Origin of the sequence: Aquimarina sp. U1-2 (assembly GCF_017897595.1) — a bacterium.
GTDB lineage: Bacteria > Bacteroidota > Bacteroidia > Flavobacteriales > Flavobacteriaceae > Aquimarina.
Genome location: NZ_JAGKIK010000015.1, coordinates 72,865 through 98,065, shown reverse-complemented (window position 1 = coordinate 98,065; position 25,201 = coordinate 72,865). Strand labels below are relative to the sequence as shown.

24 protein-coding genes are annotated in these 25,201 nt (G+C 34.6%); 21 read left to right on the top strand and 3 right to left on the bottom strand.

The genetic code is table 11. The features are described from left to right. The 4 genes from J8281_RS16225 to J8281_RS16210 all read left to right on the top strand — a co-directional run. Positions 1-189, top strand: a 189-nt coding sequence (locus J8281_RS16225; protein ID WP_210198703.1) for a hypothetical protein, incomplete at its 5' end; no start/stop codon positions are given. After that, positions 167-1,120, top strand: coding sequence for a methylenetetrahydrofolate reductase [NAD(P)H] (metF, locus tag J8281_RS16220; protein ID WP_210198702.1), 954 nt, complete (start codon positions 167-169; stop codon positions 1,118-1,120). The genes J8281_RS16225 and metF, both read left to right, overlap by 23 nt. A 791-nt stretch (positions 1,121-1,911) precedes the next feature. Beyond that, positions 1,912-3,009, top strand: coding sequence for an acyloxyacyl hydrolase (locus J8281_RS16215; protein ID WP_210198701.1), 1,098 nt, complete (start codon positions 1,912-1,914; stop codon positions 3,007-3,009). Further along, positions 3,006-3,752, top strand: a complete 747-nt coding sequence (locus J8281_RS16210) for a head GIN domain-containing protein (protein WP_210198700.1) — start codon at positions 3,006-3,008, stop codon at positions 3,750-3,752. The genes J8281_RS16215 and J8281_RS16210 overlap by 4 nt, the downstream gene beginning before the upstream one ends. Before the next feature lie 92 nt (positions 3,753-3,844). Here the strand turns inward: J8281_RS16210 and gldA are convergent, their stop codons facing one another. Next, positions 3,845-4,750, bottom strand: a complete 906-nt coding sequence (gene gldA, locus J8281_RS16205; RefSeq protein WP_210198699.1) for a gliding motility-associated ABC transporter ATP-binding subunit GldA — start codon at positions 4,748-4,750, stop codon at positions 3,845-3,847. Between the two features lie 312 nt (positions 4,751-5,062). After that, on the bottom strand, positions 5,063-5,524 hold the full coding sequence (locus J8281_RS16200) for an Lrp/AsnC family transcriptional regulator (protein WP_210198698.1): 462 nt from the start codon (positions 5,522-5,524) through the stop codon (positions 5,063-5,065). Between the two features lie 170 nt (positions 5,525-5,694). Between J8281_RS16200 and J8281_RS16195 the strand changes: the two genes are divergently transcribed. The 6 genes from J8281_RS16195 to J8281_RS16170 all read left to right on the top strand — a co-directional run bounded on the left by J8281_RS16195 (position 5,695) and on the right by J8281_RS16170 (position 12,521). Further along, positions 5,695-6,675: an NAD-dependent epimerase/dehydratase family protein gene (locus J8281_RS16195; protein WP_210198697.1), complete on the top strand. Its 981-nt coding sequence runs from the start codon at positions 5,695-5,697 to the stop codon at positions 6,673-6,675. Between the two features lie 259 nt (positions 6,676-6,934). Continuing rightward, the gene (kbl, locus tag J8281_RS16190; RefSeq protein ID WP_210198696.1) at positions 6,935-8,122 is read left to right on the top strand and encodes a glycine C-acetyltransferase; all 1,188 of its coding nucleotides are present in this window, start codon (positions 6,935-6,937) and stop codon (positions 8,120-8,122) included. 393 nt (positions 8,123-8,515) lie between these two features. Further along, a complete protein-coding gene (locus tag J8281_RS16185; RefSeq protein WP_210198695.1) occupies positions 8,516-9,349 on the top strand; it encodes a prephenate dehydratase in 834 nt (277 codons plus the stop codon). After that, positions 9,346-10,551 (top strand): pyridoxal phosphate-dependent aminotransferase, encoded by a 1,206-nt coding sequence (locus J8281_RS16180; RefSeq protein ID WP_210198694.1) that lies wholly within the window; start codon positions 9,346-9,348, stop codon positions 10,549-10,551. Before J8281_RS16185 ends, J8281_RS16180 begins: the two co-directional genes overlap by 4 nt. Continuing rightward, the gene (locus J8281_RS16175; RefSeq protein ID WP_210198693.1) at positions 10,548-11,396 is read left to right on the top strand and encodes a prephenate dehydrogenase; all 849 of its coding nucleotides are present in this window, start codon (positions 10,548-10,550) and stop codon (positions 11,394-11,396) included. Before J8281_RS16180 ends, J8281_RS16175 begins: the two co-directional genes overlap by 4 nt. Positions 11,397-11,438: 42 nt before the next feature. After that, positions 11,439-12,521: a bifunctional 3-deoxy-7-phosphoheptulonate synthase/chorismate mutase type II gene (locus tag J8281_RS16170; protein WP_210198692.1), complete on the top strand. Its 1,083-nt coding sequence runs from the start codon at positions 11,439-11,441 to the stop codon at positions 12,519-12,521. Between the two features lie 71 nt (positions 12,522-12,592). Here J8281_RS16170 and J8281_RS16165 read toward each other — a convergent pair whose 3' ends face one another. After that, positions 12,593-13,048, bottom strand: coding sequence for a hypothetical protein (locus J8281_RS16165; protein ID WP_210198691.1), 456 nt, complete (start codon positions 13,046-13,048; stop codon positions 12,593-12,595). Between the two features lie 118 nt (positions 13,049-13,166). Between J8281_RS16165 and rsgA the strand changes: the two genes are divergently transcribed. The 11 genes from rsgA (at position 13,167) to J8281_RS16110 (ending at position 25,151) form a co-directional block, all read left to right on the top strand. Beyond that, positions 13,167-14,117 carry a ribosome small subunit-dependent GTPase A gene (rsgA, locus tag J8281_RS16160; RefSeq protein ID WP_210198690.1) on the top strand — a complete coding sequence of 317 codons (951 nt, stop codon included), beginning with the start codon at positions 13,167-13,169 and terminating at the stop codon, positions 14,115-14,117. A 129-nt stretch (positions 14,118-14,246) separates the two neighbouring features. After that, positions 14,247-14,699, top strand: coding sequence for a D-aminoacyl-tRNA deacylase (gene dtd / locus J8281_RS16155; RefSeq protein ID WP_210198689.1), 453 nt, complete (start codon positions 14,247-14,249; stop codon positions 14,697-14,699). 27 nt (positions 14,700-14,726) lie between these two features. Beyond that, positions 14,727-16,640, top strand: coding sequence for a DUF3857 domain-containing protein (locus J8281_RS16150; RefSeq protein ID WP_210198688.1), 1,914 nt, complete (start codon positions 14,727-14,729; stop codon positions 16,638-16,640). 11 nt (positions 16,641-16,651) lie between these two features. After that, the gene (locus J8281_RS16145) at positions 16,652-18,679 is read left to right on the top strand and encodes a DUF3857 domain-containing protein (protein WP_210198687.1); all 2,028 of its coding nucleotides are present in this window, start codon (positions 16,652-16,654) and stop codon (positions 18,677-18,679) included. A gap of 1 nt (position 18,680) precedes the next feature. After that, on the top strand, positions 18,681-19,007 hold the full coding sequence (locus tag J8281_RS16140; protein ID WP_210198686.1) for a nucleotide pyrophosphohydrolase: 327 nt from the start codon (positions 18,681-18,683) through the stop codon (positions 19,005-19,007). Beyond that, the gene (locus tag J8281_RS16135) at positions 19,007-19,261 is read left to right on the top strand and encodes a hypothetical protein (RefSeq protein WP_210198685.1); all 255 of its coding nucleotides are present in this window, start codon (positions 19,007-19,009) and stop codon (positions 19,259-19,261) included. The genes J8281_RS16140 and J8281_RS16135 overlap by 1 nt, the downstream gene beginning before the upstream one ends. 1 nt (position 19,262) lies before the next feature. Next, a complete protein-coding gene (locus tag J8281_RS16130; RefSeq protein ID WP_210198684.1) occupies positions 19,263-20,483 on the top strand; it encodes a 3-phosphoshikimate 1-carboxyvinyltransferase in 1,221 nt (406 codons plus the stop codon). Positions 20,484-20,560: 77 nt separating this feature from the next. Beyond that, entirely contained in the window at positions 20,561-21,610 is a 1,050-nt protein-coding gene (queA, locus tag J8281_RS16125) for a tRNA preQ1(34) S-adenosylmethionine ribosyltransferase-isomerase QueA (RefSeq protein WP_210198683.1), read from the top strand. Positions 21,611-21,916: 306 nt separating this feature from the next. After that, positions 21,917-22,846 carry a chalcone isomerase family protein gene (locus tag J8281_RS16120; RefSeq protein WP_210198682.1) on the top strand — a complete coding sequence of 310 codons (930 nt, stop codon included), beginning with the start codon at positions 21,917-21,919 and terminating at the stop codon, positions 22,844-22,846. 197 nt (positions 22,847-23,043) lie between these two features. Next, positions 23,044-24,084 (top strand): 23S rRNA (adenine(2503)-C(2))-methyltransferase RlmN, encoded by a 1,041-nt coding sequence (rlmN, locus tag J8281_RS16115; protein ID WP_210198681.1) that lies wholly within the window; start codon positions 23,044-23,046, stop codon positions 24,082-24,084. An 89-nt stretch (positions 24,085-24,173) separates the two neighbouring features. Next, positions 24,174-25,151 carry a polyprenyl synthetase family protein gene (locus J8281_RS16110; RefSeq protein WP_210198680.1) on the top strand — a complete coding sequence of 326 codons (978 nt, stop codon included), beginning with the start codon at positions 24,174-24,176 and terminating at the stop codon, positions 25,149-25,151. The last annotated feature ends 50 nt before the right edge of the window (positions 25,152-25,201 follow it).

Below are 25,201 nucleotides of genomic sequence, written 5' to 3'. Positions count from 1 at the left end.
CCTGCGCGGGACGGTACAAAACCTGCGCGGGACGGTACAAAACCTGCGCGGGACGGTACAAAACCTGCGCGGGACGGTACAAAACCTGCGCGGGACGGTACAAAACCTGCGCGGGACGGTACAAATAGTAAAAGATATAAAGATATAAAGAACGATAAACCTAAGAATGAAAGTTACAGATCATATTAAAAAAGCAAAAGGAAAAACCTTATTCTCATTCGAATTAATACCTCCACAAAAAGGAAGAAGTATTCAGGAACTATACGATAATATTGATCCGTTAATGGAGTTTGACCCTCCATTTATCGATGTCACAACTTCTAGAGAAGAGTTTATTTATATCGATAGAGATGGCCTTTTGGATAAGAAATTAACACGTATGCGACCTGGTACTGTGGGAATTTGTGCATCTATAACCCATAAATACAATGTCGATACAATACCGCATGTACTTTGCGGCGGATTTACCAAAGAGGAAACTGAATATCTATTAGTCGACTGTCATTACCTAGGGATCGATAATATTATGGCATTGCGAGGTGATGCTATGAAAGAAGAAAAATATTTTACACCAACAAAAGGGGGGCATGGCTATGCTAATGAGCTCGTAACGCAGATTGTAAACATGAATAAGGGTCAGTTTCTACACGAGGTTGTAGAAACCGATAATAAGTCTAATTTTTGTATTGGAGTAGCAGGATATCCCGAAAAGCATATTGAAGCACCATCAATGGATTCAGACATTAGAAGATTAAAGGAAAAAGTAGATGCTGGTGCCGATTATGTGGTTACCCAGATGTTTTTTGATAATCAACGGTATTTTAAATTTTTAGAAAAGGCAAAGGATGCAGGTATTGATGTGCCCATCATCCCAGGTATTAAACCAGTTGCCGTCCAAAAACATTTGCAGTTACTACCACAGGTATTTAAACTAGATATGCCTGATGAATTGGTAAAAGCTATTGAAAAATGTAAGAATAACAAAGAAGTTCGAGAGGTAGGAATTGAGTTTGCTATTCAGCAATCCAAAGAACTTATGGAATATGGGGTGCCGGTACTGCATTATTATTCGATGGGAAAATCTGATAATATCAAAAAGATAGCCTCTGCAATTTTTTAGATGTAAAAATTGTTTAATGATATAAGTTAATGTGTTATGCGGTTGCTTTTGTCGAACTGGTTTAGACTTTTGTAGATCAGTAGATAAATATCTGTAATATTTAATTTTATAATATGAATATCTGTAATTTAACCTAAATGGTTTTCGTCAAGCTGAACTCGTTTCAGCTTCTCATCTTAATTTACTGAAAATAAACTCAATGAGATCCTGAAATGAATTCAGGATGACTTCTTAGTTAAACTTTAGGTATAATAACAGACAATCAATTTTTATAATATTGATTTTCAGCAATTCGAAATCTAACAAAATAGCTATTCGAGACATTCAATAAAAATTCTAACCAGTAATTCAACTGAAGTAAATATCTATGTCTTTTCCAGCGCTCTATTTCGTCTGTCGCTACCGCTATCATCTTCAAAAAGAGAAGGGAGCAAAGTCCCTCTTTGAAGAGGGATTTAGGGAGATGTTTACTTGCTGAATTTCAAAATATTACGAAACATAACAACGGTAGTGCAGTCGAAAATTTTTCGTTTTTGCGAAATAAGTTTCGACTGAGCCTGTCCTGAGCTCTGGCCAAGGGCTAAACCAGCCAGTAGTACTATAGCGTCTTATTCCGATAGGTAACTAACTACTAACTTCTGTAAACTTTTTTGATTTAGGCAAGACCGACCAATAGGAAGGTGCCAGGTGGTGCGATTGCGAAAGGTTTTGTGCTTAGATAAAGTGATTTCTTACTTGAATAGCAGCGCTATGGAAGTCAAAAAGTTCATCTTATTCCCTACATTTGTCGCATGATTAAGCAGGTCTTACTTTTATCTTTAGTGCTTTGTTTTCATGCGTTTGCTCAAGACGGTTCTAAAAACTATGATACTTTCGATGTTAATAATTTCTACGGAACGATTTTAAAACACAATCCGGATATTTCTCACTTGATTACAGGGCACCCTAGTGGTGTGATTTTTTCTTTTCAGCGAAAAACCTTTGGGGATCAAGAATGGCAGCGATTGTACAATAATCCGGAATATGGAATCTCGTTTATCTATCACGATTTGGATAATTCATATTTAGGTGAGCATTTTAGTGTATACGCGCACTATAATTTTTACTTCTTGAAAAGAAATCTAATGCTTAGATTAGGTCAGGGTATGGCGTATAGCAATAATCCATACGACGAAGATGATAATTTCAGAAATATTGCGCATGGATCCAAATTTTCTAGTGCGACTTATTTTTTGCTGAATTTCAAGAAAGAAAACCTTATAAACGGTCTAGGTCTTCAGGCAGGATTAGGGATTGTGCATTATTCTAACGGAAATGCCAAAGCACCTAACAAAAGTACGAATACTTTATTTTTGAATGCGGGAATTACGTACTCATTAGATGAAAATTTTCCAAAATATGCAGAAAAAGAAAAAGGGCTGGTAAAAGGAGCGTTACCTTTGGGTTACGGATTTTTATTTAGAAGTGGTGTCAATGAAAGTGATGTCGTTGGTTCGGGAAGGTTTCCTTTTTATACGTTGGGAGCCTTTATCGATAAACGGATTAATAAAAAAAGTGCATTTCAGCTTGGGACAGAACTATTTTTTTCAAAAGCGCTAGAGCGTTATATCGATTTTAGAGCTAGTGGTGCTTTTAATGATGGTACAACCGGTGATGAAGATTCAAAACGACTGGGAGTATATTTGGGGCACGAGTTAAGGGTAAATAGCATTTCGGTAGTGACACAATACGGATATTATGTGTATTATCCTTTTGATTTTGAAGGTCAAACCTACCTTCGGGCAGGGTTGCGATATTATTTTACAAAGAATATTTTAGGCGAATTTACGGTAAGATCTCACGCCGCTAAAGCAGAGGCTATGGAATTTACAATTGGATATAGGTTATGAAGAAACTGTTATTTATCATAGGTATAGTAGCTGTTATGGGATGCGATTCTGAAAATGCATTAGATTGCTTTCAACGAACAGGGGCTACAGTAAGGCAAGAGATTGAAGTTCAAGATTTTTCTAGAATTTTAGTTAATCCTAATATAGAACTTATACTTAAACAAGGCGATACAACTGCTGTGAGCATAGAAACAGGAGATAATTTATTAAATGACGTCTCTGTAATTGTAGACGGTGATCGCCTTATTCTTAATGACAGCAACGACTGCGCATTTTTTCGAGCCATTAATCCGACTAAAGTTTTTGTAACCGCACCCAACATCACTCAGATTAGAAGTGCAACACAATTTGACATTTCGTCTGATGGCGTCTTAAATTACCCATCGTTGAGCTTACTGTCTGAGGATTTTAACGAAGATACGGGAACCACAACAGGAACATTTAATTTGCGGGTAAACGCTCAAAACATAGCCATTGTTGCCAATAATATAACTTCCTTTTTTATTGAAGGGGTTACAGAAAGTTTAAGTGTTAATTTTGCATCGGGTATAGGCCGGTTCGAAGGCGGTAATTTAATAGCACAAAAGGTGAGTTTTTTTCATAGAGGTGCCAATAAAATTATCGTTCATCCTATAGAATCTCTTCAGGGAGAATTGCGCAGTACCGGTGATTTAATTGCGGTAAACACCCCACCAGTAGTCGAAGTTGAGCAGTTTTTCACAGGGAGATTACTGTTTGAATAAAACTTTTATTGGCACCGCCAAAGGGTATAACATCCCGAGGCTTGCCTCAAGGTAGTTTACTTTAGCTTCTCCATCCTTTAGGTGGGAGAAGTCTAAGACAGAGGCGGACTTGTTAACTCTCTAAACAAACTCTCTAGATTTTTGTTTTTTCGCGCTAATTGAAGAATTTTAAGTGTATTGTCATGTGCAAAATCAAAAACCTTAGGGCGCATATCTGTCGAGGTTGTAAATGTAATTTCATACACAAATCCATGGGTGTTTTTTACATGTGATGCATAGGGTAATTTTTGTAAAAAAGCTTCTTCAATGCGGTAATCAAATTCTACGATAATAATTTGATCTTCTTTATCAATAAGGTCATGCAAATATTGATCTGCCACTATAGTACCATTATTAATAATTAGTACTCTATTGCACATAGCTTCTACCTCCTGCATGATATGAGTAGAAAGAAATACAGTTTTCTTCTTCCCGATCGTGGTAATGAGTTCTCTAATTTCTACCAGTTGATTAGGATCCAGACCTGTAGTGGGTTCGTCTAAAATTAAAACCTGTGGATCGTGTACGAGTGCACACGCTAATCCTACACGCTGCCTATAGCCTTTAGAAAGCTGATTAATTTTTTTATGTGCTTCAGGGGTGAGTCCGGTCAATTCAATAACTTCTTCAATTTTTGATTTTGGGATATTATAGACCCGAGTGGTAAACAAGAGATATTCTCTCACATACATTTCAAGATACAGCGGATTGTGCTCTGGCAAATAACCTACACTCTTTTTAACATCAATAGCTTGCTTGTCGATATCAAAGCCATTGACCAAAGCGGTACCATGATCTGGATGAATATAGGTAGTCAAAATCTTCATCATAGTTGACTTTCCCGCACCGTTAGGTCCTAGAAAACCGACAATTTCTCCTTGTTTTACCTCAAAAGATACTTGATCTAGTGCTTTTTGCGCTCCGTAAGATTTTGAAATGTTTGTTACTCGTATAGACATAAATAGAAATTGGATCTAACTATGCTCAAAAGTACATAATTTGAATTAAATCCGGATGATGCATTATAAAATCCCCGCCTGCCATTTTGTTTAGAAAAAGGCGGGCAGGTATTACGGCTTGAAATACCTTTAAAAACAAACGCTACGCTGTATTTTCAATGTCACTGTAGCCCTACGACTCCGCAGAGGGTAAACTGCGACGATAAAATTGACAAAGCATTTGTTTTTATTGGTGTTTTCAAATCTCATAACGAAATTCTAATGTATAAACCGGGTTTAAAAAAACCTACACATAGGTAACAAAATAATATATTAAATAGAAAACTCTGATGTATGCTTTATCTCCTTCAGTACAAAAGTACTGTTAAGCACCCCTATATTTTCGATTTTTGATAGTTTGGTTTTTATGAAATCATGATACTCTTCGAGACTTTTGGTATGTATCTTCAATATAAAGTCAACCTGGCCCGCCATGTGATAGCATTCCTGCACTTCATGAAGGTTTTGAATTTGTTCTTCAAATTTCTCTATAAAAGCCTCGTTATGATAGCGCATAGAAACCTGGCAAATTGTTGTAACCGAACGATCGATAAGTTTTTTATCTAAAATGGCTACATATTTTTTTATAAATCCCTGCTTCTCCAATCTTCGAATACGTTCATATACAGGCGACGAGGTTAGATTGAGAATATTTGCGATTTCTTTGGCTGTTTTCTTAGCATCTTCTTGTAACAATCTAAGAATTATAATATCGGTTTGGTCGAGCTGTTCCATAAATGTTTTACATTGAATCTAAATAGTACTGTAAATATATAATAATCAATAATAAAGAAGTAAAAATAGTTAAAATTTAAATGATTTACAGTAAATTTCACTTATTTATTGCTAAAATATGGTTTTAAAATCTATAATTAGTACTTTAGTAAGTGAATAATACTTTTGTAATGAAGTCACAAACGAAGATTTTAGTCATTGGAGCCAATGGGCAATTGGGAACTGTGCTTATCGGTGCGCTACAGAAAAAATATGGTGTAGAGAACGTAGTAGGATCTGATCTAACAAGAAAGGATAATTTTTACGGAATATTTGAAATCGCAGATGCTACGCATCAAGATAGAATTCAAGAATTAGTATCCAAATATCAAATTACTCAAATTTATCACTTGGCGGCTATACTTTCGGCTAGAGGTGAAGAAAATCCGCTACAGACCTGGGAGATTAATATGAAAACCTTGTTTGTTGTACTCGAAGTTTCAAGGCGTAATGCTATTGACAAAGTTTTTTATCCAAGCTCTATTGCTGTTTTTGGAAATGATGCTCCTTTACATCAAACTCCCAATAATGCATACTTAAATCCCGCAACAGTATACGGAATGAGCAAGGCAGCAGGAGAAAATTGGGCACAATACTATTTTGAAAGGTATGGCTTAGATGTGCGGTCTATTAGATATCCAGGTGTGATAGGATATCAATCGTTGCCAGGAGGAGGTACTACAGATTATGCAGTAGCTATTTATCACAAAGCTGTGCTTCATGAAGAATTTACTTGTTTTCTAGAAAAGGATACGACATTGCCTATGATTTTTATGGCAGATACCATACGAGCGACGCTCGAACTTATGGATGCTCCAAAGGAGCGTATCAAAACGCGTACATCTTATAATATTGCAGGAGTTAGCTTTTCTCCTATCGAAGTTGTTCAGGAAATTCGTAAATTATATCCAGAATTTAAAGTAAACTTTATACCTGACTTTCGACAGGATATTGCGGCAAGCTGGCCCAAATCAATAGATGATTCAGCTGCTGCAAGAGATTGGGGTTGGAAACCAGAATATGATCTAAAAATGATTACTCAGACAATGATTCAGAAATTAAAGGAAAAATATAAGACAGGCTCCAGAAATTTAGAAATTTCGCCTTGCTAAGTTTCCCTATCGAATATTGAACTGGTGTACATTTTTGATGGATACAGGACCGACCAATAACAAGGTACCAGGTGTTGGGATTGCGAAAGGTTTGTGATTGGATAAAGTTATTTTTTGCTTGTATAGCAACGCCACAAAAGCCAAAAAATATAAGTTTTAATGATGTTGAAGTAAATTCGTTGATACAATTTTGACATTTATAACGTGTAGTAGATATTCAATTTCCAGATAAAAAAATTAATAAAAAATAAGACGATATATGTTTTCAAATATAAAAGACGATTTACAACAAGAGATAGATGAAATCAAAGATGCGGGATTATTTAAAGCCGAGCGAATTATCACTACTCCTCAAGGTGCTAAAATCGATACCTCTCATACCAAAGATGTTTTAAATTTCTGTGCGAATAATTATTTGGGGCTTTCGTCGCATCCCGATGTTATAGAAGCAGGTAAAGAGGCTATTGATTCTCATGGTTATGGTCTGTCTTCGGTGCGATTTATTTGTGGAACACAAGACATTCACAAAGAGTTGGAAAAAAAGACCGCTGCATTTCTAGGGATGGAGGATTGTATTTTATACGCTGCCGCTTTTGATGCCAATGGAGGTTTGTTCGAACCAATTCTAGGAGCAGATGATGCTATCATTTCAGATGCGTTAAATCATGCTTCTATTATTGACGGAGTACGACTATGCAAAGCTAAGCGTTTTCGATACGAGCATAATAATATGGTAGATCTTGAAAAGCAACTAATGCAAGCCAAAGATGCCAGGAGAATAGTAATTGTGACCGATGGTTCATTCTCTATGGACGGAACTATCGCACAATTAGATAAAATCTGTGATCTGGCAGATCAATACAATGCTATGGTCATGATAGATGAATGTCATTCTACAGGATTTTTAGGAAAAACGGGTAGAGGTACCCACGAATATAGAAATGTGATGGGGCGTGTAGATATTATTACAGGCACTTATGGTAAAGCTCTGGGTGGTGCTTCGGGCGGATTTACAGCAGCCCGAAAAGAAATTGTTGAGCTATTACGACAACGATCCCGACCTTATTTATTTTCTAATACTCTGGCACCATCTATTGTTGGCGCTTCTATAAAAGTATTAGACGTACTTAGCGCTTCTACACAATTACGCGATAAGCTCGAAGAGAATACAAAATTCTTTAGATCAGAAATGAAAAACGCAGGTTTTGATATTATCCCGGGGGATCATCCCATTGTACCTGTGATGCTATACGATGCAAAGTTGTCACAAGAGTTTGCCTCAAAATTGCTAGATGAAGGTATTTATGTTATAGGATTCTTTTATCCTGTAGTGCCAAAAGAAAAGGCTAGAATAAGAGTACAATTATCTGCGGCTCACGAGCGTCATCATCTCGAAAAAGCTATTAAAGCCTTTAAAAAAGTAGGTAAAGAACTGGGCGTCATATAATGACAAACGTTTGTTAGTGATCTGAATAATAGAAAATTAATAATCTTTGCTATGTTTTGATTAGAATTTTTCATCAATAAAGCAAGATTGTTTAATATTTGATTATAATTTTGAGGCAGTCGTGAAAAAAAAAGAAAAACATTTTTAAATGCTATAGTTTTAACTACTTTAGTGCTATCATATTTAGGACAATGAAAAACGTATTTATCTGGAACCGATTTTATTTTTTCTTCTTTTATCTTAAAAGTAAGATCGGGATAGCTATGTAAATGAACATTTAAAATATAACTAGAATCCCGCTGAAAAGTCGGGATTTTTTTTGTGATAACTCAAAATTGCTAGTTGAACTAATCTAGCTGTAAAGCAGGATAGTTTAAATTTAAATTTAAAATAGTGAATAAGAAAGTTGCCATTCAGGGAATCAAAGGATCGTACCATCATAGTGTCGCGCAAGCCTACTTTGGGGAAGATGTGATTGTAGACGAATGTATGTCGTTTCAAGAACTGGTGACCAGTCTTGAAAATCAGAAAAGTACAGATGCGGTCATGGCCATAGAAAATAGTATAGCGGGCTCGATAATTCCTAATTATGCCTATATCGATGAGCATCATTTAACCATTAATGGGGAGTATTTTTTACCTATACATCACTGCTTGATGGCGCTTTCTGGGCAAGATATTTCAGATATTAAAGAGGTCTATTCGCATCCTATGGCTTTATTACAATGCAAAGAGTTTTTTCGGGCCCTGCCTCATATTAAGTTAATAGAAGATGCCGATACGGCAGATGTCGCAAAACGAATTCAGGAAAAGCAATTAAAAGGAATCGCAGCGGTGGCTGGAGAAACAGCTGCCAGCATTTATGATCTTCATATTCTAGCACACAACATTCAAACTATAAAATCTAATAGTACTCGATTTTTTATTTTGAATACTCAAGCTACCACATCGAGCATAGAAAAAACGGAAATTAATAAGGCATCTTTAAAGTTTTTGACTGATCATAAAAGAGGAAGTCTGGCTACAGTGCTAAATGTTATGAGTGATTGTAGTTTGAACTTGACCAAAATACAATCCTTGCCGGTAATTGAAATGCCATGGAAATATTCTTTTTTTGTAGATGTGACTTTTGATGCCTATCAAAACTATCAAAAAGCCTTGTCGCTTTTGAAAATTATGGCATTAGAGTTAAAAGTACTCGGCGAATATAAAAATCAAAACGGATGACTATTCAAACTGCAAAACGGCTAGACACGGTAGAAGAGTATTATTTCTCAAAAAAATTAAGAGAGGTACGAGAGCTGGCTGCTGCTGGCAAACCTATTATTAATATGGCGATCGGGAGTCCGGATCTAGACCCTCCTCAAGAAGTGATCACAGCCATACAACAAGCTGTCGCTAGCAACGGAGCACACAAATATCAGAGCTATCAGGGTTTACCAGAATTACGAAACGCAATTTCAGAATTCTATTTTGATAAATATGAGGTGAACCTACATCCTGATCAGGAAATTTTGCCATTAATTGGTTCTAAAGAAGGTATAATGCACATATCTATGGCCTATCTCAATGAAGGTGATGAGGTATTAATCCCTAACCCGGGTTACCCAACGTATGCATCTGTTACCAGGCTATTAGGCGCAAAACCGGTGTTTTATGAGCTTACCGAAGAAAATAATTGGATGCCTGATTTTCATAGCCTTTCTAAAAAAGATGTGAGTAATGTTAAAGTTATGTGGATTAACTATCCTAATATGCCTACAGGTGCTTTGGGAACAGTAGAAGCATTTAAAAAGTGTATCACTTTTGCCAAAAAACATAATATACTATTGGTCAATGATAATCCGTATAGCTTTATTTTGAATGAGCATCCTATGAGTATCTTATCTATGGAAGGAGCAAAAGATATAGCGCTCGAATTGAATTCGCTAAGTAAAACGTTTAATATGGCAGGTTGGCGAGTAGGAATGGTTTCTGGAAGTTCAGATAAAATAGAAGCTATATTAAAAGTAAAAAGCAACATGGATAGCGGCATGTTTTATGGGATTCAAAAAGGGGCGGTTGCAGCATTAAAAATAGCAGATGACTGGTATCATACCATAAATACTATCTATAAAAAAAGAAGAAAATTGATATGGGAGCTTGCTTCTCACTTAGGTTGTACGTATGATACTTCGGCAAAAGGAATGTTTGTTTGGGCAAAATTACCTGAAGGAATCAATGCCGTAGATTTTATTGACACTATTTTATATAATAACGATGTTTTTATTGCTCCTGGCGATATTTTTGGTAGTAATGGAAAAGGATATATCCGTTTTTCACTTTGTGTGACACAAGAGAACATTAGGGAAGCTATTTTGCGTTTAAAAGGAAAAGATAGCATTGCCAAACATCATTTAAATTCCCCATTAGGGGCTAGAGAGCTATGAACGTATTTATTATCGGAGTAGGACTTATAGGTGGATCTTTGGCCATTGATATTAAAGCCGCTTTTGACGAAGTATGTATCTACGGGATTGATCAAAATGAACAGCATCTTAATAAAGCTTTAGAACTGGGAGTTATAGACCATAAAGCTTCTTTAAAAGAAAGTAAAAATGCAGATATAGTAATCATAGCTATACCTGTAGATGCTACTGTACGATTGATTTCAGAAGTTTTGGATATTGTACCTGATGATTGTTTGGTTTTTGATGTAGGATCCACTAAACAAAAATTATGCGAAGCTGTTTCAACACATAGCAAAAGAAGAAATTACCTTGCTGCACATCCTATTGCCGGCACCGAGTTTTCAGGTCCGGAAGCGGCTGTTGCCAATTTGTATAGAGGAAAAACCAATATTATTTGTGAGGTAGAAAAAACAGCCTTCAAATTACAAGAAAGAGGGATGGAGGTTTTTTCTCGGTTAGGAATGAGAATTCGATATATGGACGCTATTTCTCATGATAAGCATATTGCTTATGTATCTCACCTATCGCATATCAGTTCATTTATGTTGGGTAAAACCGTTATTGAAAAAGAAAAGAATGAACGCGATATTTTTGATATGGCAGGAAGTGGGTTTGCATCAACAGTTCGACTTGCTAAGAGTTCTCCTGCGATGTGGACACCCATTTTTATGCATAATAAGGAAAATGTGATCGAGACACTTCAAGAATACATTGCTAACTTAACGCAATTTAAAGAGCTGATCGAAAAAGACAATTTTAAAAAAGTGTATAAAGAAATGGAAAATACAAATCATATAAAATCAATTTTAAAAGGAATTTCATAATACAAACCCTAAAACCACATCACAACTGTAAAAAAAATAGATATGGAAAATAAAAAAGAACTTAGACACTGGTTAGATGCGTATCATCTGGATCATCCACTTGTAATAGGGGGTCCTTGTAGTGCAGAGACCGAAGATCAGGTGTTGAAAATAGCACATCAACTTAAAGATTCTGATGCTACTGTTTTACGTGCAGGTATATGGAAACCCAGAACAAGACCCGGAAATTTTGAAGGGGTAGGGGCGCTTGGACTAAAATGGCTTAAGAAGGCAAAAGAAGAAACCGGCTTAAAAATTGCAACCGAAGTAGCTAATCCTCATCACGTAGAATTAGCACTAGAACACGATGTAGATATTTTGTGGGTAGGTGCTAGAAGTACCGTGTCTCCTTTTATCGTTCAGGATATTGCCGATGCCTGCAAGGGAATCGATAATCCCGTGTTGATAAAAAACCCTATCAATCCCGATCTATCGCTTTGGCTTGGGGCAGTAGAGCGCTTCTATACTGCCGATGTTAAAAACCTTGGTGTAATTCATAGAGGATTTTCTACCTATGAAAAAACCAAATATCGCAATATTCCCGAATGGCAAATCCCTATCGATTTACAAAATCGTTTTCCTGATTTACCCCTGATCTTAGATCCTTCTCATATTGCAGGAAGAAGAGATCTGATATTTGATCTTTCTCAAACAGCGTTGGATCTCAATTTTGACGGGTTGATAGTAGAAACGCATTATGATCCTGATAATGCATGGAGTGATGCCAAACAGCAGATCACGCCAGCAACATTAATTCAGTATATGAAAGATTTGAAAATTAGAAAAGAAATTGGTGATGATGAAACGTATCAAAAAGCGCTAAGCGAGCTTCGTGCCAAAATTGATATAGCAGACAATCAGTTACTTGATGTATTATCACGAAGAATGAAAATATCTGATGAAATAGGTAAAGTTAAAGCCAAACAAAACGTGGCTATACTTCAATCGAAACGTTGGAATGAAATACTTGGTAAAATGATTCTGGAGGGTGAAGAAAAAGGATTAAGTGAAGAATTCATGTTACGAATTTATAAGGCAATTCATCAAGAGTCAATTAATCATCAGAAGAAAATAGCCAGAGGATAATCTAGAAGGTACAGTATTAATTCAAAACGGAGCCAAGGTTTTTTAACTTGACTCCGTTTTATAACTGTTATTTACTTTTTTCTCTTAAAGGTATATCGAGTTATGTAAATTCCATTGCCATCTCCTTTTCCACCGAAGCTTTCGACACCACTATTAACAAAAGCTAGCTCCCAGCCTTGTGTCGACATTTCGTTGATTTTTGAAGTGACTATAGCATCGTTTGCTGCTATATTTTGAAAACGGATTCCGCCAAGATTAAAAAAGTTCAATAATTTGGTTTCGTCGAACCCCTTTACACGAATTTCTTCACGATTTGATTTGTTTCTTTTATCGTTTTCTCCAGTTCGAGTAGAGGTAAACTCTTTATAGTCTCTAACTTCGTTGGTGGTGAGCATTCTGGATCTTCCCAAACCACTGGGTACAATCGATTCGATAACGGTTACGATTTGAAATTCGTAAGTGTCTTGCGAAAAAGTAGTGGTAAGACCAAGAAAGAATACTGCAATGAATGTTAGATGTTTTTTCATATTGATTTGTTTTTAATGATTAATAATCTTTTCTATAACTCAATAGTTATGCCATTATTTTTCTGAATAAAGAAAAAATTAGTATTATAAAATTTTTAATAGTTGCATCTTTGTGGTAATGACAGGCACAGTATATAAATCTACAGGAAGTTGGTATACCGTAAAAACAGATAACGGTACGATTTATGAATGCCGTATAAAAGGGAAATTTAGAATTCAAGATATAAAAAGTACCAATCCGGTTTCGGTAGGTGATCGAGTAGATTTCAAACTTGAAACCAAAAATGATCAGGAAACCGGAGTGATCGAACATATTCATGAACGTCAAAATTATATCATCAGAAAGTCTGTAAATCTATCAAAACAAACTCATATTATAGCTGCTAATATTGATGTGGTATTTTTGATAATTACGCTTAATAACCCTCCTACCTTTACAGCTTTTATTGATCGATTTTTGGTAACTGCAGAGGCCTACACAATCAAGGCAGTTTTGCTTTTTAATAAAATTGACACCTATAACGAAGAAGAACTTCTCGAAGTAAAATATCTTGCGGCTTTGTATAGAAAGATTGGCTACGAATGTATAGGGATTTCTGCTAAAACTGGAAAAAATGTTGATCAAGTTAAAGCGTTAATGAGGGATAAAGTGTGCATGTTTTCTGGACATAGCGGTGTTGGTAAATCGACACTGGTGAATTTAATAGAGCCCGACTTGGCATTAAAAACGGCAGCGATAAGCGACCAGCATCAACAAGGTCAGCATACAACTACATTTGCAGAAATGTTTGATGTAAGTTTTGGAGCCAAAATCATTGATACTCCGGGCATCAAAGGATTTGGAGTTGTCGATATGGATAAAGAAGAATTAGGGGATTATTTTCCAGAATTTTTTAATTTAAAATCTGAATGTAAATTTAATAATTGCTTGCATGTTAATGAACCTAAATGCGCTATTAAAAAGGCTTTGGATAACGAAGAAATAGCCTGGTCGAGATACAAAAGTTATCTGCAAATTTTGGAAGGCGAAGAGGAGAGTTATAGAAAAAACAATTACGACGAAGAATAATACTTAGGCATAAAAATCAAGTTTGGACAATAAATTAAAAAAAACATTTCAGTTTCAAAAAATGAAACACAAACAATGTATACTTGCACTTTAAACTTAAATCAACAATTTGTTTTAAAGAATAACTAAATGAGAGCAGTAATACAGAGAGTTTCTAAAGCATCAGTGTCAGTTGAGAGAAAAATAATCGCAAACATACAACACGGTTTGCTAATTCTTATTGGAATTGAAAATAAAGACACTTCAGAAGATAGTATATGGTTGTCCTCAAAAATCTCCAAATTGAGAATTTTTAGTGATGAAAACGGAGTAATGAATAAAAGCGTGGTTGATATGAATGGTGAGGCTATAGTTGTAAGTCAATTTACACTTCATGCAAGTACGAAAAAAGGCAATCGGCCAAGTTATATACAAGCGGCAAAACCCGAAATCGCGATACCTTTATATGAAAGCTTTATTAACCAATTAGAAAAGAATTTGGGAAAAAAAGTTGGAACTGGTATATTTGGAGCTGATATGAAAATATCATTACTTAATGATGGACCAGTTACAATAATCATCGATACAAAGAGTAAAGAATAACCTACCCCACCCAAAATAAATAATTATATGCAAAAAAGATCACTAAAACTTCTAGTGGTTTTAATACCATTGACTTTTTGTAATATTTTTTCACAAGAAGATGCAAACCTGGGAGTAGCTCAAATTGATTCGATACTTATCAGGGGTGCGAACGCTGTTGTGCGATCCGAAGAAATCATAGTAGAAATCAACTCTATACGTTCAATTACCACAAAGACAAAGAGGATTATCACTGTTCTTAACAAGTTTGGGGATGGATATGCTGATTCTTATGAAGGGTATGACCCATCTATACATATTAAGAAACTTGGGGCCATTGTTTATGACGCTTCAGGAAAAGAAATAAAAAGATATAAGAAGAAAGATTTTAAAGATAGAAGTGCTTTTGATGGAATTTCTTTGATGAATGATAATCGCATAAAATATATTGATTATACTGCGATATCTTATCCATATACACTTGCTTGGGAAAGTGAAGTAGAAAGTTCTACAACAGCATTTATACCCTCCTGGGTTCCTGTTAGAGCTTCCAAACTTGGAATTCAAAAGTCGTCCTATAAAGTTTTAAATACTACTTCAATTCCAATAAGAATTAAAGAATCCAATTTTGAAGGATATTCAATTATTAAGAATAAAACAGATCATGAGATTTCATTTCTTATTCTAAATGTACTTCCAAGACAACCAGAAGTATTAAGTCCTTCGTATTTAGACATGGTGCCAGAAGCAAAAGTTACCTTAAATGACTTTTTTTTGGAAGGTGTCAAAGGATCTGCAAGCGATTGGAAATCCTTTGGAAAATGGCAATACGATAAACTTTTATCAGGAAGAAATGAACTGCCTCTCGAAACGATAGAAGAGATAAATACCTTGGTCACTAATGCCAAAACCGATAAAGAAAAAGTAAAATTAATATACGAATATGTTCAGGATAAAACAAGATATATAAGTGTACAATTAGGTATTGGTGGATGGATGCCATTTTTAGCTTCAGACGTAGATAGATTAGGCTATGGAGATTGTAAGGCACTTACAAATTACACTAGGGCTTTATTAGATAGCCAAAAGATCACCTCTTATTATACGATCGTTTATGCACAAGAAAAAAGGGATATCGATTCAGATTTTGTTTCAATGCAAGGCAATCATGTAATTTTAAATGTACCGTATCAAGATGAAGAAATTTGGTTAGAATGTACCAGTCAAACGATGCCATTCAATTTTATTGGTGATTTTACAGATGACAGAAACGTTTTGGTAGTAAAACCAGAAGGAGGTGAGATAAAGAGAACTAAAAAATATAAGCCTCAGGAAAATATTTTGAACACAGTTGCTACCATAAAATTGAATACCGATAAATCAATGGTCGCTACTTTAAAAAGGGAATCAAAAGGATTGGAATACAATGGGAATTATGATATTCAATATCAGGAACCTAAAGATCAAAAATTACATTACAAGAAGAAATGGGGATATGTTAATAATTTAGAAATCAATTCTGTAGAATTTAAGAATAATAGAGACACCGTATTATTTACCGAGGATATTGAAGTGTCCTGTACTTCCTATACAAAAAAGGTAGGGGATCGCTTTTTATTAATGCCTAATATGTTTAGCTGTGATCAAAGCAGTTTTCCAAAATACAAAAATAGAGTTACTCCTTTAGTCATATCAAGAGGTTATGTGCATACTGATGAATATATAATTAACCTACCAGAGGACTATACTGTACGTAACTTACCAGAAAAGAAAACTTTGGAAACAGAATTTGGAAAGTATATCTATGAGTTAGAAAAATTAGATGAATCACAAATAAGATTCAAAAGATTTCTGAAGATAGTTGACGGGATTTTTCCGAAAGAAAAGTACGAGAAATATAGAGAATTCAGATCTCGGATCAAAAAAATAGACAAATCAAGAATAGTACTTAAACAACAATAAACAAATCAATTATGAAGTATATAAACAATTTGCAATTAGTTTTTATGCTAATTGTAGCAATCAATATTGGAACTGCCCAAGAATATAAGTTTGGGAAAGTTTCCAAAGAAGAACTGTTAGAACAATCATATCCTCTTGATAGCTCAGCCAATGCTGTGATTTTGTATGAGAATAAGAATGTTTCTATTAACTATAATCAATCACAGGGGTTCCAATTAATGACCGAGGTGCATAAGAGAGTGAAATTATATAAAAAAGAAGGCTTTGATTATGCAACAGACGAAATTTTTCTATATAAACAGAGAAGCGAAGATGAAAAAGTAGTCGGTTTAAAGGGATTTACTTATAGTTTAATTGATGGGAAAGTTATAGAGACCAAACTTAAAGGAGAAGGAATTTTTAAGAATGAATATTCAGAATATTATGATCAGGTAAAGTTTACAATGCCATCTTTACAAGAAGGATCTGTTATTGAATATAAATATAAAATTATTTCACCATTTCTATTTAATATAGATAAGATCAATCTTCAATATGAAATTCCAATAAAACAACTAAATGTAAGCCTTAATTTTCCTGAATATTTTCATTTTAAAAAATTTACTTCAGGATACCTTCCGATAAATTTAAAGGAAAATAGTAAATTAGATAAAATTGCACATACAAATAAGACCAGAACCGGAGGTGGTTTTAGCAGTCCGGTTACCTCAAATACTACCACAAGTACTATTGATTTTAAAACTTTTATTAATACTATTAATTCGACGAACGTGCCTGCGTTTAAAGTTGAGCCTTATTCGGGAAATATTAAAAATTATATCTCATCCATAAATTACGAGTTGTCACATATTAATTTTCCTAACCAACCTATCAAATATTATTCAACCACATGGGAAGATGTAACTAAAACAATATTTAAAAGTGAGAATTTTGGCGGTGAATTAAAAAAGAAAAATTATTATGAAGAAGATCTTAAAGCAATAGTTTCTAAAACAGAAAACGAAGCCACTAAGCTTTCAAAAGTATTTGAATACGTTAAAAACAGAATGAATTGGAATGGAAAATACGCTGTTGCTACTAGTATAGGAGTTAAAAAAGCCTATAAAGAAAAAACAGGAAACGCCGCAGAAATCAACATAATGCTTACTGCGATGTTGTCATATATGGGACTGGATGCTAATCCTGTATTAGTAAGTTCTAGTAATAGAGTTATGGCACTTTTTCCTACATTAGATGGTTTTAATTATGTAATTACAAGAGTGAAATTGGTAGATGGAAGCATAGCATACCTAGATGCGACAGATAAATATGGAGTTCCTAATGTTTTACCTGATCGAGTTATCCGAGGTTCTGGAAGAATAATTGCGAGTAATGGAACATCTCAGCAAGTAAGTCTTAGACCAGAAAATCCTTCAATGGATCGATATAATATACAATGTGAAATCGACGGCGAAGGTATGATTAGTGGTAAATTCAATGTTCGTCATATGGATTATCTTGCTCATGCATTTAGAACTAAATACGGCGAAAGAGATATAGAAAGTAAAGCAGGGAAATTTAAAGCGAAATACGAAATTGAAGAAATTAAAGAATACGACGTTAAAGGTATAAATGACTACGGAAAAGGGGTAAGCGAGAGCTTTAATTTTATATCTTACAATCAAATTGAACTAATTGATGAAGAGATGTATTTTTCTCCATTATTATTCTTAAGGGATAAGGAGAATCTTTTTAAATCTGAAAATAGAGAGCATCCTATAGATTTTGGATATGGTTTCACAAATACCTACATGGTAAATATCAAAATTCCAGAAGACTATGAGGTGGTCACATTACCTAAACCTAAAGCATTTAAACTGCCAAATGGTATGGGTTCTTTTACATTTAGATCTGGAATAGCGAATGGAATGATTCAAGTTGTAGTAAACGAAACCATTGCTAAACCTTTTCTTCCTTCAATATCATATCCATATATAAAGCAATTTTACAATCAAGTTGTAGAAAAAGAAAATGAGCAAATAGTGCTAAAAAAAATATAATATGAACATCCAAAACGCACAAAAGGCAGTCGACGAATGGATTAAAAATCATGGCGTGCGCTACTTTAATGAACTTACAAATATGGCACAACTTACAGAAGAAGTAGGAGAAGTAGCCAGGATCATTTCGCGTCGATATGGTGAGCAAAGTGAAAAAGAAAGTGATAAAAATAAAGACCTGGGTGAAGAGTTAGCCGATGTTGTATTCGTAATATTGTGCTTAGCCAATCAAACAGGTATCAATCTTCAGGAGGCTTTTAACAAAAAACTAGACCTTAAAACGAAACGAGACCACAATCGACATCACAACAATCAAAAGCTGAAATAATGTTTAAAAAAGTCCTTTCTTCAAAAAAATATTGGATGTCTACCGCATACATTGGTCTTGGTTTTATAATCATATTTAGTGTAATAGAACATTTTATGCATTACAATGGGCTTGCTGTAGCTTCATTCATAAACGATAAAATTGCAAATGGAAATTGGATAAAATATACCGTTTCCAGAATTGTTGGCGGATTGCTATACGGTATGATTATGGCGTATTATTTTGAGTTAAGAAAACGAAAATCAAATCGATAATATGAGTTTGAAATTAGCCTACATTCCTACTATTGAAAATACAACATTAAAAATCACAGGTTCAAAAAGCGAAACCAATAGAATATTGATTTTGCAGGCGTTGTATCCCGATATCAGCATAGAAAATATGTCTAATAGTGATGACTCACAACTCATGCAAAAAGCGTTACAAAGTGATGAGATGATTGTCGATATACACCATGCCGGTACCGCTATGCGTTTTTTGACCGCTTTTTTTGCTATAAATGATGGTAGAGAAATTATACTTACTGGCAGTCAAAGAATGCAAGAAAGACCCATAAAAATACTAGTAGATGCTTTACGACAGATAGGATGTGAGATTAGTTATGAGAAAGAAGAAGGATACCCACCTATTAAAATTATAGGAAAACAACCTCTGACCCGTCAAATTGAACTCAAGGCAAATGTAAGTAGCCAATACATATCGGCACTTATGTTGGTTGCAGCTTCTCTACCAAAAGGTTTAATCATCAATCTTCAAGGGAAAGTAACATCTATACCTTATATTAATATGACACTACGTTTATTAGAAGATGTAGGTATAGCAGGAACATTTGAACACAATAAAATAGTTATACCACCAAATACTAAGAAACTTGCTTCAAAAATTACCGTAGAGTCTGATTGGAGTTCTGCTTCATATTATTATGGGATTATTGCACTGGCAAACGTGAATGTTTCAGTAACGCTCAAGAGTTATAAAAAGCAGAGTTATCAAGGTGATTCTGCACTAGCAGGAATTTATAAACATCTAGGGGTAAAAACTGCATACCATGATCATTCTATTACTTTAACCAAGGTAATGAATGATGTACAAATGCCAGAAACGTTAGATCTATCTAATTCTCCAGATATTGCTCAAACCATTGTAGTAAGTTGTTTTGGGTTAAAATTGGGTTGTTTCCTTACAGGGTTACATACCTTAAAAATAAAAGAGACCGATAGATTGCAGGCGCTAAAGGTAGAAATCGAAAAATTGGGAGGGGTCATTACCATAACCAACGATACTTTATGTTTAGAACCGGCAAGTTCGATACGATCAGATATTTCTATAGCTACTTATAATGATCATCGAATGGCAATGGCATTTGCTCCTCTAGCATTAAGAACTTCTATAAATATCGAAGATCCTGATGTGGTTTCAAAGTCATATCCTGATTTTTGGTCTGATTTAAAAAAACTAGGGTTTAAGATACTGTAAAAATAAATATATTCCATTTTACTTGACAACCGCTATAGCGAGATTGTATATTTGCTCCTTCAAAAAAATACACTAGAATGAAGTTATCACATTTCAATTTTAATCTTCCGCAAGAATTATTGGCAGAGTATCCGGCAGAAAATAGAGACGAGTCTCGTTTGATGATTTTAAATAGGAAGGAGCAAACCATTGAACATAAGGAATTTAAAGACCTTATTGATTATTTTGAACCTAATGATGTAATGGTGGTTAATAATACCAAAGTTTTTCCTGCTAGATTATACGGTAATAAAGAAAAGACCGGAGCAAGAATTGAAGTGTTTTTATTACGAGAATTAAATTCTGAAACGCGCCTTTGGGATGTTTTGGTAGATCCTGCTCGCAAAATACGTATCGGGAATAAATTATACTTTGGTGATGATGAAAGTTTGGTGGCCGAAGTTATAGATAATACCACTTCTAGAGGTCGTACGTTACGTTTTCTTTATGACGGTTCTTATGACGAGTTTAGGCAAAAACTTACAGATTTGGGAGAAACACCTTTACCAAAGTATATCAAACGCGATACAGAGCCTGAGGATGAAGAAAGATACCAAACCATTTATGCGAAAAATGAAGGTGCTGTTGCTGCTCCAACTGCAGGACTTCACTTTTCTAAACATTTAATGAAGCGTTTAGAAATTAAAGGAGTAGATTTTGCAGAGATTACTTTGCATGTAGGGTTAGGAACATTTAACCCTGTAGAAGTTGAAGATTTATCCAAGCATAAAATGGATAGTGAAGAGGCATATATTACCGCTCATGCTACTAGTGTAATAAATAGCGGAATTGATAATAAAAAGAAAATTTGTGCTGTGGGTACTACAGTAATGAGAGCATTAGAAAGCGCAGTCTCATCAGAAAGGACTTTAAATGAATTTAGAGGATGGACGAACAAATTCATTTTTCCTCCATATGATTTTAGTATCGCCAATTGTATGATTACTAATTTTCATACACCAAAATCAACATTGCTTATGATGGTTTCCGCATTTGCAGGACACGATTTTGTTAAAAAAGCATATGAAGAGGCAGTAAAAGAAAAGTATAAGTTTTACTCTTATGGTGATGCAATGTTAATTATTTAATAATTATATAGAAAGAATTATTGTTATTTACGAACCCTGTTATAGATATTCTAAATAGGGTTTTTTTATATATTTCTTAAAATTAAGTGTTTAGATTGTTTTTTTATAGAAAAATAGTATTTTCGATGGCTCTAAATTACGGTTTTACCATAATTTTATCATAATGTAAAAAAGATTGATATTGAATATTATCGAAAAAAATACGTTATTTGGCAAGATCGAAAAATGATTTTTCAAAAATGGATCGTTTTTTGATTATCTCAAATCGAAATATAGAACTAAACCCAAATACAATTCATGAGTACAATGAAAAACCTAACTTATTGCTTAACATTTTTTATGACTTACGTGGTTATCGCTCAAACGCAAGTTGGCGATGTTCGTTTTAATGATGTCGATACTTTTGGAGAATTAGAGTTGATATTAAATGGTGCCGGAGAAGATGAAGATTCCTACGCTTTGGCTTCTTATTTTGGACTTGATTTTGATGTCGAAGATCTCGAAAACGGTAATAAAGTCGCTGAAAAAGATGATCACATGGCACTTACCATGAAAATGACATCATCGATGTCTCAAGAGAAATTCACCCAAATGATGCGCAACGGATTCGAACGGGCTACAGATGGTAACAGCTTTATGTACGAAGATAAAATCCGCCAGTTTCTTGGATTCTTTCCAAATAAAATCAATAAATATGATATTTATAAGATGTTATATGAGAAAGGCGGTAAAATATCTGTGTATAAAAACAAAGAGATATTAGGTACTCTAAATGATATCGAGTTTAAAAAAGCGTTATTCAAAATATGGTTAGGATCAAATCCTTTACATCAAGGACTTAAAGAAGATTTGCTGGCTAGTGTAGATACCAATCTTGTTCTGGGAAAATGGAAGACCTACGACAAAGAGACGGGTGTCGCAATTAATATTATTCAAATGTATATGTTGAAAGATAAAGTATTTGGATCCATAGTAGAAATGCTAAGAATTTCGGAGAAGGATGATGTTTGCTTTCAATGTCAGGGAAAAGATAAAAATCAGAAAGTAGAAGGATTAGTTATTTTAAAAAATTTGAAGCCCAAAGGAGAGCACGAGTTCGGTGACGGTAAATTTACCAATATTAGAGATGGGCAAGTTTCAGATTGTCAAATATGGATAGACGAAGATAATCGGGATATTCTGAACGTAAAGTACAAAGGTGGTGGCACGCATCAATGGAAACGTGTTAAAGAATAATAACTCAAAGTATCCTTGGTAGCACTATAGTATAAACGAGGATAAAAAGGATATTTCAAAAATCATTTAAAAACTGTCATTGTGAATGATGTCAAAAAGTAAGATGTATTGATTTTCAATATATTTCGACTTTATTCACTGTAACAGAATACTAAAATTGATACTTTTGAGATATCCTTTTTTATTTTTGAAGTATAATGAGCGATAAGAAAAAAGATATACGGGCATTGACCAAGGATCAACTTAGATCTTTCTTTGAAGGTATTGGGGATAAGGCTTTTAGAGGGAACCAGGTCTATGAATGGTTGTGGAACAAAGGCGCTCATAGCTTTGATGATATGACGAATATATCAAAAGCAACCAGACAAATTTTAGAAGAAAACTTTGTTATCAATCATATTAGTGTTGATCAATTGCAGCGCAGTACAGACGGTACTATAAAAAATGCGGTAAGATTACATGATGGATTGATTGTCGAATCTGTTCTTATACCTACAGCGACAAGAACTACAGCGTGTGTGTCATCCCAGGTAGGATGCAGTTTGGATTGTAAATTTTGCGCAACGGCTCGATTAAAACGAATGCGTAACCTTAATCCTGATGAAATTTATGATCAAGTTGTAGCTATTGATCGAGAAAGCAGGTTATACCATAACAGGCCACTATCGAATATCGTATTTATGGGAATGGGTGAACCTCTCATGAACTATAATAATGTGCTTAAAGCTATTGATAAAATAACCGCCAAAGAGGGGTTGGGAATGTCGCCCAAAAGAATAACGGTTTCTACCTCGGGAGTGCCAAAAATGATAAAGAAAATGGCAGACGATCAGGTAAAGTTCAAACTAGCCGTTTCTTTACATTCTGCAATCGACGATATTCGTACTTCTATAATGCCATTTAATGAAACATTTCCTTTATCTGATTTGAAAGAAGCCTTAGTGTACTGGTATGCTAAAACTAAAAGCAGAATTACCTACGAATATGTGGTTTGGAATGCTATAAACGATAGAAAAGAAGATATTGATGCACTTATCACATTTTGCTCATATGTCCCCTGTAAAGTTAATTTGATAGAATATAATCCCATTGATGATGGTAAGTTTCAGCAAGCTTCAAACACGGCGATTGATGCTTACATACACGCTTTGGAGGCCAAGGGAATCGTTGTTAATGTTCGTAGAAGCAGAGGAAAAGATATCGATGCCGCGTGTGGTCAATTGGCAAATAAATCATGATTTTTCTATATTAACAAGATTACAGGTAAACAAAAAACTATTTATAACTATCTTCGTACTAAGTTAAACACCTGAATTGGCGTCTTGCATTGAAAGTTGTTGAGGAAATAAAACTACCTATTGTTGATGAGATGGAACTTTTTGAACAGAAGTTCTCACAATCAATGTCTTCGCAGGTAGCTCTTCTTAATAGAATCACCCATTATATCGTAAATAGAAAAGGCAAGCAAATGCGGCCTATGTTTGTTTTTCTGGTAGCCAAGATGGTTTCGGGCGGAGAAATAAATGAACGAACCTATAGAGGTGCTTCGGTCATAGAACTCATTCATACTGCTACACTGGTTCACGATGATGTAGTCGATGATTCAAATAGGCGACGCGGCTTTTTTTCTATAAATGCTTTATGGAAAAATAAAATTGCGGTTTTAGTTGGAGATTATTTGTTATCCAAAGGTCTTTTACTATCAATAGATTATGGCGATTTTGATTTACTGAAAATTATTTCGGTTGCTGTACGAGAGATGAGCGAGGGCGAATTGCTTCAAATTGAGAAAGCCAGAAATTTAGATATTACTGAAGAGATTTATTTTGAAATTATACGACAAAAAACAGCTACGTTAATCGCGGCTTGTTGCAGTTTAGGAGCCTGTTCTGTCGCTCCAGATGCCGATGATGTTCAAAAAATGAGAAAGTTTGGAGAGTTGATCGGTATGGCTTTTCAAATAAAAGATGACTTATTTGATTACGGTGATACGTCTATAGGAAAACCTACTGGGATCGATATCAAAGAACAAAAAATGACACTTCCCTTAATATATACACTCAATAATTGCAGTAAAGAAAAGAAAAAGTGGTTAATTAATTCGGTTAAAAATCATAACAAAGATAAAAAACGGGTGAAAGCGGTAATCGCTTTTGTAAAAGAAAGCGCTGGGCTAGACTATGCAGTCAAAATAATGCATCAGTTTAAAGATGAAGCACTTTCTATTTTAGCCCAGTATCCAGATTCTAATTACAAATCTTCATTAATTTTAATGGTCAATTATGTAATCGATCGAAAAAAATAATTTTTTTGTACCCCCCAGGCAACTATTTTAGTAAAGTTCTCGTCTATGTA

Bases quoted from the DNA above. Each gene is read 5' to 3' on its own strand.
- metF (WP_210198702.1), top strand. From the start codon at position 167: ATGAAAGTTACAGATCATATTAAAAAAGCAAAAGGAAAAACCTTATTC.
- J8281_RS16215 (WP_210198701.1), top strand. From the start codon at position 1,912: ATGATTAAGCAGGTCTTACTTTTATCTTTAGTGCTTTGTTTTCATGCG.
- J8281_RS16210 (WP_210198700.1), top strand. From the start codon at position 3,006: ATGAAGAAACTGTTATTTATCATAGGTATAGTAGCTGTTATGGGATGC.
- gldA (WP_210198699.1), bottom strand. From the start codon at position 4,750: ATGTCTATACGAGTAACAAACATTTCAAAATCTTACGGAGCGCAAAAA.
- J8281_RS16200 (WP_210198698.1), bottom strand. From the start codon at position 5,524: ATGGAACAGCTCGACCAAACCGATATTATAATTCTTAGATTGTTACAA.
- J8281_RS16195 (WP_210198697.1), top strand. From the start codon at position 5,695: ATGAAGTCACAAACGAAGATTTTAGTCATTGGAGCCAATGGGCAATTG.
- kbl (WP_210198696.1), top strand. From the start codon at position 6,935: ATGTTTTCAAATATAAAAGACGATTTACAACAAGAGATAGATGAAATC.
- J8281_RS16180 (WP_210198694.1), top strand. From the start codon at position 9,346: ATGACTATTCAAACTGCAAAACGGCTAGACACGGTAGAAGAGTATTAT.
- J8281_RS16175 (WP_210198693.1), top strand. From the start codon at position 10,548: ATGAACGTATTTATTATCGGAGTAGGACTTATAGGTGGATCTTTGGCC.
- J8281_RS16170 (WP_210198692.1), top strand. From the start codon at position 11,439: ATGGAAAATAAAAAAGAACTTAGACACTGGTTAGATGCGTATCATCTG.
- J8281_RS16165 (WP_210198691.1), bottom strand. From the start codon at position 13,048: ATGAAAAAACATCTAACATTCATTGCAGTATTCTTTCTTGGTCTTACC.
- rsgA (WP_210198690.1), top strand. From the start codon at position 13,167: ATGACAGGCACAGTATATAAATCTACAGGAAGTTGGTATACCGTAAAA.
- dtd (WP_210198689.1), top strand. From the start codon at position 14,247: ATGAGAGCAGTAATACAGAGAGTTTCTAAAGCATCAGTGTCAGTTGAG.
- J8281_RS16150 (WP_210198688.1), top strand. From the start codon at position 14,727: ATGCAAAAAAGATCACTAAAACTTCTAGTGGTTTTAATACCATTGACT.
- J8281_RS16145 (WP_210198687.1), top strand. From the start codon at position 16,652: ATGAAGTATATAAACAATTTGCAATTAGTTTTTATGCTAATTGTAGCA.
- J8281_RS16140 (WP_210198686.1), top strand. From the start codon at position 18,681: ATGAACATCCAAAACGCACAAAAGGCAGTCGACGAATGGATTAAAAAT.
- J8281_RS16135 (WP_210198685.1), top strand. From the start codon at position 19,007: ATGTTTAAAAAAGTCCTTTCTTCAAAAAAATATTGGATGTCTACCGCA.
- J8281_RS16130 (WP_210198684.1), top strand. From the start codon at position 19,263: ATGAGTTTGAAATTAGCCTACATTCCTACTATTGAAAATACAACATTA.
- queA (WP_210198683.1), top strand. From the start codon at position 20,561: ATGAAGTTATCACATTTCAATTTTAATCTTCCGCAAGAATTATTGGCA.
- J8281_RS16120 (WP_210198682.1), top strand. From the start codon at position 21,917: ATGAAAAACCTAACTTATTGCTTAACATTTTTTATGACTTACGTGGTT.
- rlmN (WP_210198681.1), top strand. From the start codon at position 23,044: ATGAGCGATAAGAAAAAAGATATACGGGCATTGACCAAGGATCAACTT.